Source organism: Paenibacillus sp. J22P59 (genome assembly GCF_059383895.1).
Genome location: NZ_JBXENX010000029.1, coordinates 1 through 4483 on the forward strand (window position 1 = coordinate 1; position 4483 = coordinate 4483).

6 protein-coding genes are annotated in these 4483 nt (G+C 44.6%); all 6 read left to right on the plus strand.

The window, feature by feature from the left end:
• On the plus strand, positions 1–976 hold a 976-nt coding region (locus AC50YO_RS25390), incomplete at its 5' end, for a phage tail protein (RefSeq protein WP_494851383.1).
• 15 nt (positions 977–991) lie between these two features.
• Positions 992–1351, plus strand: a complete 360-nt coding sequence (locus AC50YO_RS25395) for a DUF6711 family protein (RefSeq protein ID WP_494851385.1) — start codon at positions 992–994, stop codon at positions 1349–1351.
• A gap of 3 nt (positions 1352–1354) precedes the next feature.
• A complete protein-coding gene (locus tag AC50YO_RS25400) occupies positions 1355–3424 on the plus strand; it encodes a hypothetical protein (protein WP_494851387.1) in 2070 nt (689 codons plus the stop codon).
• A 31-nt stretch (positions 3425–3455) separates the two neighbouring features.
• Positions 3456–4034 (plus strand): hypothetical protein, encoded by a 579-nt coding sequence (locus tag AC50YO_RS25405; RefSeq protein WP_494851389.1) that lies wholly within the window; start codon positions 3456–3458, stop codon positions 4032–4034.
• A 49-nt stretch (positions 4035–4083) separates the two neighbouring features.
• Entirely contained in the window at positions 4084–4305 is a 222-nt protein-coding gene (locus AC50YO_RS25410; protein WP_494851391.1) for a hypothetical protein, read from the plus strand.
• On the plus strand, positions 4295–4483 hold a 189-nt coding region (locus AC50YO_RS25415; RefSeq protein WP_494851393.1), incomplete at its 3' end, for a hypothetical protein. The genes AC50YO_RS25410 and AC50YO_RS25415, both read left to right, overlap by 11 nt.

Here is a 4483-nt window from a genome sequence, read left to right on the forward strand (position 1 = left end):
AACGGTCCTAGTAGATGCCTGGAATAAGGTTTTGAAGCCGGTTATCGACTTTTTCGTTAAGACGTTAATCCCTAACCTGGTCAGTATTTTTAAGATGCTCTGGCAAGACGTGCTTGTTCCACTTGGAAAATTCATAGGCACAGTATTGCAGCCTATTTTCAAAGTTCTTGGGGATTATCTGACACTGGTTTGGAAACAGGTTGTGCTGCCACTTGCTGATGCGGTCGGCAGCGTATTGGCGGAAGCCTGGAACGGGATCTATGCGATATTGACTAAGACGGTGATACCTGTCATTAAGGGAGTAATAGAAGTGCTACAGTTTTTATGGGAGAAGGTAATCAATCCTATCATTAGCACTCTGTGGAACAAGCTAAAACCTGCATTTACTACAGTGTTTGAAGGTATTGGGGCTGTAATAGGCGGGCTTAAGACTACGCTTGTGGGTATCATCAAATTTATAACTGGGGTGTTTACAGGAGATTGGGGCAAAGCATGGGAAGGTGTTAAAAGCATATTCAAGGGGGTTTTTGACACCCTGTATGGCATTGTGAAAACACCTTTGAACCTCATCATTGACGCGATTAATGGAATGATCAGTGGTTTGAATGGTTTTAAAATTGATGTACCGGATTGGGTGCCAGGCGATTTGGGCGGGAAGAGCTTCGGTCTCAAAATACCTAAGATTCCTAAGCTTGCTAAAGGTGGCTTGGCCTACGGCCCAACGTTGGCAATGGTCGGAGACAATAAGGGAGCTGCTGTCGATCCAGAAGTAGTTAGCCCGCTCTCTAAGCTGCAGGACATGATAGGAGGAAGTAATCAAGGGATGGTTGTCTTGCTGGAGCAGATCCTGCAGGCCATAAAAAGTAGCAACAACCAAACTGTCCTGCAAATAGGGGAAACGGAGTTCGGTCGGACAGCGGCGCGGGCTATTAACGTTGCCCAACGGCAGGCTGGCCGATCTATATTGGAGTTATAAGGAGCGATGACTAACATGGAGCTTAAAATAGATGGAACAGTAATTGCAGAATACCCCTCCAAGTTTTCAGTAACGACACTGGATTTGGATGACGGCGACTCCACAACCAGGACAGCAGACGGTACCCTCAACAGGGACCGTATTGCTGTCAAACGACAGATTGACATGGAATGGGGCCTATTGCCCTGGTCTAAGATATCGGCACTCCTGCAATCAATGAGCGGTGTATTTTTTGATTTTACTTATCCTGATCCGCAGGCAGGTACCTATGTGACCAAGACATTTTATGTCGGTAATAGGCCTGCACCGTTTACAGTTGCCAAAGGTGATCAGGTATTGTGGTCAGGATTAAAAGTCACTCTAACGGAGAAATAGCCTATGTATCCAATATCGCAAGTGTATTTAGAGCAGCTTCGACGTCACAATCGGGAATTCAAGGTTAGAGCTGATATTGATGGAGTGATCTATAATGATGCAGTCATTGTGGATTTTAATATCGAGAACAGCCTCAAAGCAGCAGATGAATTTGAGCTCGGGACAACTGTACTCAGCCAGCTCATCATCACGCTTCGGACGCAAGAAACCATACCAGCTAATGCAAAGATTATCCCGTATCTCTCATTGTCGCTGGCTGGCCTAACCTGGAATGAAGCAACGGATTCATGGGAGGGTATGGAGCTGCCCTGGGCTGGAGGGAATACAGAGTGGCTACCTATGGGTGAGTTTTACGTGGACAATCGGAAGAAGCTTAATGACCTATGGACGTTTACCTGCTATGACAAGCTGGTATGGTCTGACGTACCATATGTCTCACAACTGACTTACCCAACGACGCAAAAGGCCGTATGGGATGAGATATGCGGCAGGCTTGGGTTTGTATATGATAGCAGCGTACAGATTAATCCTGCCTATCAAATTCAGGCGGGGCCAGCCGGTTACAGCATGCGGCAAGTATTGGGCTATATCGCCAGCGCGAACAGCGCAAGCGTCTATGTAAGCAAAACGGGGATTATCCGATTCCGACAGTTTGCTGCATCCGATACGCCATCATTTAACATGACTCCTGCTGACTATATCCGAGTTAAGCAGCTCAATCCTATTAAGACGTTTACTAGAATTGTCGTAACGTATAACACAGAGGACGATCTTACCTATGAGGCCGGCAGCGGCGATGAAAACCATACGCTGCATATCGAAAACCCCTTTGCTACTCAGGCAATCACAAATGAACTCTATGCTAACCTAAACGGCTTTAGCTACTTGCCTATCCAAATGGATGCGCGAGGATTCCCTCAGCTAGAGCATGGGGATAGGGTTAGCTTTGGAATGTATGAGGGTACAAGCTGGATTGAGACCTTTTCGGCATGGGAGAATGCTGACCTACCTTGGGACGGTATTAAACAGTACCAGACGATAGTGCAGCATATGACGTTTAGGTTTAAAGGCGGCTTAGTCATGCAAGTGGAGTCACCATCCAGATCAGAGCAGCAATCGGAGTTTGTAATTGAGGGCAGTCTGACGCAGCAAGTGAACAAGCTCAATTCTGATACAGTAAAGTATGGCCGTCCTTATTACGGCATTACCCATAGCCGGACTGAGGGGTTTGTCGTTGAGCGCGAGGACCATAAGAGCAAGCTGACGCTAAACAGCGATGTAATGGATTGGCAAGTAAACGGATCATCAAGCCTGCACTATGATGCTCAAGCCAACAGACTAAAGTTTTCGGGGACGCTGGAGGGGGCTGACGGCATATTCAGCGGCACGATCCAAGCAGCAACCATTATTGGGGGGACGATAGACGGGTCATCCATTAGCATTGGGGATGGTAACAATGTATTTAAGGCAGATGGTAATGGTATATGGGCCGGGCATGCTGACTTTGCTAATGCTCCTTTTAAAGTTAACATGCAGGGCAAGATGGAGGCTGTGGACGCTAAATTTAGCGGTGTCATAACAGGATCTACGATTACCGGCTCTTTAATTCAGACCTCCACGTCGTACCCTCGTTCAGAGATGAGCGTTACGGGTAACTTATTTGGTGCTTATGCCTCAGCAAACAACGGCATTGTAGTTGGTGCATACCGTTCAGGAGGATCTTATTTAGATTTTATTGATGGGTTTAATTCAGCTACACTGTCGTATTCTGCGGGATCTGGTTTATATATTCATTCAGGTGTTATTGTCGACGGTGAGATATTCCCCACCTCTCTAAGCGTTTCTAGTTGGTACGATATCGTAAAGCAAGGAGCCACACCACAAAATCTCGGTGATATTTTAAACGGTATGGCTACTGCTAATTACAGTACTGGATTATCTGGAGGTCATAATCATGGTATAACACCTGGTAGATATGTTATGACGTATAATTCAGTTGGTGCTGAACTTGGATTACAACAATTCAGTGCTGCCCCCCAACATTCACATGAGCAACTCTCTAATATGCTATAATAGTGTCAAATGTTGGAGGGGGTTTTCGATAGTGCGAAAATATATTATTGGATTTGTTGTAGGCCTATTAGTAGCTTCATCGGTTCCTGCTTATGCGGCGGTATCATCCAAAGTCGGAAAAAAGGTTGGAAATGAGATAGCGGTGAAGGTGAACAATAAAAAAATTGATAATGCGATTGTAGTAGATGGTAGTAGTTATTTGCCCGTGAGATCTTTAGCAAATGCTCTTGATTTGAAGCTTAGTGTAACGAAGGAGGAGATAGGCCTAGTGACAATACCAATAGCCTCAAATGGGATTGACGATTTGGCAATTGAATCCCAACGAGAAGTTGATCTTAGTGTCTTAAGAAATAGAAAAAAAGATATTGAAAAAAAACTGAATGAATTACCAGCAGATATTAAATATTATGAAGAAGTATTAATACCTCAAAGAGAAGAGTTATTGAGTCGAGCAGCAAATGATTCACAAAGAGAAACAACGCAAGCCACAATAGATAAATTTAAAGCTATTGTCGAAGATAGCAAAGCACAGATTCCTATACTCGAAAAAGAGCTTGCTGAGGTAAATCAAAAGATTGCAGAACTCGAAGCTCAGAAAACGAACAAATAATTTGAGAAGGCACTCCTATAGAGGGGTGCCTTTTTTGATGGAGGTCAATATGGCTAATATACAACCTGTAATTAAAGCAGAGCTCAATCCGTTGCTGCCTGTGCCTGAGATCATCGCCGTTATTATGGCCGTTACTCCTTATCATCCGGGGCAAGAGGAAGCAATCTTAAACGGTGTGATAGATGCTGCTGCTAAACGCTTAGATGAGATCAGACAGAAAAACGTGGATGATCTACTAAACAAGAGGGGAGGGATAGGGGATGGCAAATAAGTATGCGAACCTTATAGGCAGCAAACGAATTTCTGAGGATTTTAGCAATATTAATGTTGGCTTTGAACGGGTAGAGCAGGATATGACTGCAGTTGATAGTGGATTAGCCATCCTAACTGATAGAGTAGATAATATTATTGCTGATGGTGGAGACAGCAACGTCGAGATCGTGGATGCA